The sequence below is a fragment of the Streptomyces sp. NPDC037290 genome, assembly GCF_055603245.1.
The window spans coordinates 1-1,567 of the sequence record NZ_JBVJVZ010000129.1 but is presented as its reverse complement, the minus strand read 5'-3'; the positions used below and the strand labels follow the sequence as shown (position 1 = coordinate 1,567).

The 1,567-nt window shown below is 66.8% G+C and carries 2 protein-coding genes and 1 pseudogene; 2 read left to right on the top strand and 1 reads right to left on the bottom strand.

Translation table 11 applies throughout. The features are described 5' to 3' along the window. Positions 1-207 precede the first annotated feature (207 nt). Entirely contained in the window at positions 208-723 is a 516-nt protein-coding gene (locus tag ACZ7HQ_RS45385; RefSeq protein ID WP_390334377.1) for a DUF4396 domain-containing protein, read from the top strand. Between the two features lie 52 nt (positions 724-775). Here the strand turns inward: ACZ7HQ_RS45385 and ACZ7HQ_RS45380 are convergent. Further along, positions 776-1,053, bottom strand: a pseudogene (locus tag ACZ7HQ_RS45380) (IS5/IS1182 family transposase); the annotation flags it as partial. Between the two features lie 203 nt (positions 1,054-1,256). On the opposite strand from ACZ7HQ_RS45380, the gene ACZ7HQ_RS45375 reads away from it, so the two are divergent. Beyond that, positions 1,257-1,567, top strand: a 311-nt coding sequence (locus ACZ7HQ_RS45375) for a CehA/McbA family metallohydrolase (RefSeq protein WP_471003468.1), incomplete at its 3' end; no start/stop codon positions are given.

Below are 1,567 nucleotides of genomic sequence, written 5' to 3'. Positions count from 1 at the left end.
TCGCCATCGACATCCTCGCCGATCCCGCGCGCCTGACCGACCTCGACCTCGCGTCCGCCGAGAACTGACCTCGCCCCCCCCCGCACGCAACCCCATGGCGTTTCGCGGGCCCGTCTCAGCACCGGAGGATCACTCCGGATGAATACCCCTGGGGGGTATACCATTGGTGTGGGAACCGGGAACGGACCACACTGGACGGGAATGGGGATGAAGGTCATGGACCACACCGCTCACGACAGCACCGTGCACGACCACGCCGCGCACGAGGGTCACCGCGGCGGTCACGCCGGTGCATCCTGGAGTACGGCGGCGAGGGCGACCCTGCACTGCCTGACCGGGTGCGCCATCGGCGAGATCACCGGTATGGCGATCGGCACCGCCCTGCTGTGGAGCAACGTCCCCACCATGGCGCTGGCGATCGGGCTGGCATTCCTCTTCGGCTACTCGTTCACGCTGTTCGCCGTAGCGCGGGCCGGCCTGGACCTCAAGACCGCTATCAAGGTGGCGCTGGCTGCCGACACCGTCTCCATCGCGGTGATGGAACTGGTCGACAACGCGATCATCGCCCTCACGCCCGGCGCGATGGACGCCCACCTGGACGAGGCACTGTTCTGGGGCGCGCTGCTGGGCGGCTTCGCCGTGGCCTTCCTGGTCACTACCCCGCTCAACAAGTGGATGATCGGCCGAGGCAAGGGCCACGCCGTCGTCCACGCCTACCACTGATCTCATCAGCAGCAGCCGAGCGGCCGAAAGCGCCGCGGGGGACGAACGTACGCCGGGGCCAAAGTCTGATCGAGGCGAGGGTGACGGTGCCGCGGAAGACGCAAGCGCGTCTATCGAACCTCGTGGCCCCGGCGCGAAGTTCTTGAGGGCGTTGATCGTTCGCTCAGTTTCATTCCTCCGCTTGTAGATCGTCTTGCCGATGCCAGCAGGTCGGCCGCCGTTACTGCCACGGCGTTGGTGGTTGGCCCGCTGGTTCTTCGGCTCGAGGATGGTGTGCTTGATCTGGCGTCGGCGCAGGTAGCGGCGGTTGCGGCGGGAGGAGTACCCCTTAGGCAGGACACGGCGGTGAACGGCCGCTCTCAACGGGCACTATTTCCGACGGCAGCCTGGAGCCCTCATCTACTAACTGATCGTTGCAGCATGAGATCTCGGTCTGACATCTCGACCGAGATCCGGCTCAGCGGGGGATGGAACGGGTTACCCCGGTTGGCACGTTGGCTCGATAGGCCTCTGGGAGGAGAACCGTGTCGAGTTTGAGCTTTCCGTCGGCGCGGGCGGTTGGACGCGGGGCGGCCTGGTACCGCGGGGACTGCCACGTCCATTCCGTCCACTCGGACGGGGAACTCACCCCCGAAGAGTTGGCCGTCCGGGCGAGGGCGGCCAAGCTCGACTTCATCGCGACGACAGAGCACAACTCAGCCGCGGCCCCGGGGGTGTGGGGGCATCTGGCCGCCGATGACTTCCTGATCCTTCTCGGCGAAGAGGTGACCACGAAGACCGGGCACTGGCTCGCGCTCGGCCTCGATCCCGGCGAGGTCGTCGACTGGCACCACCAGGTCAGGGA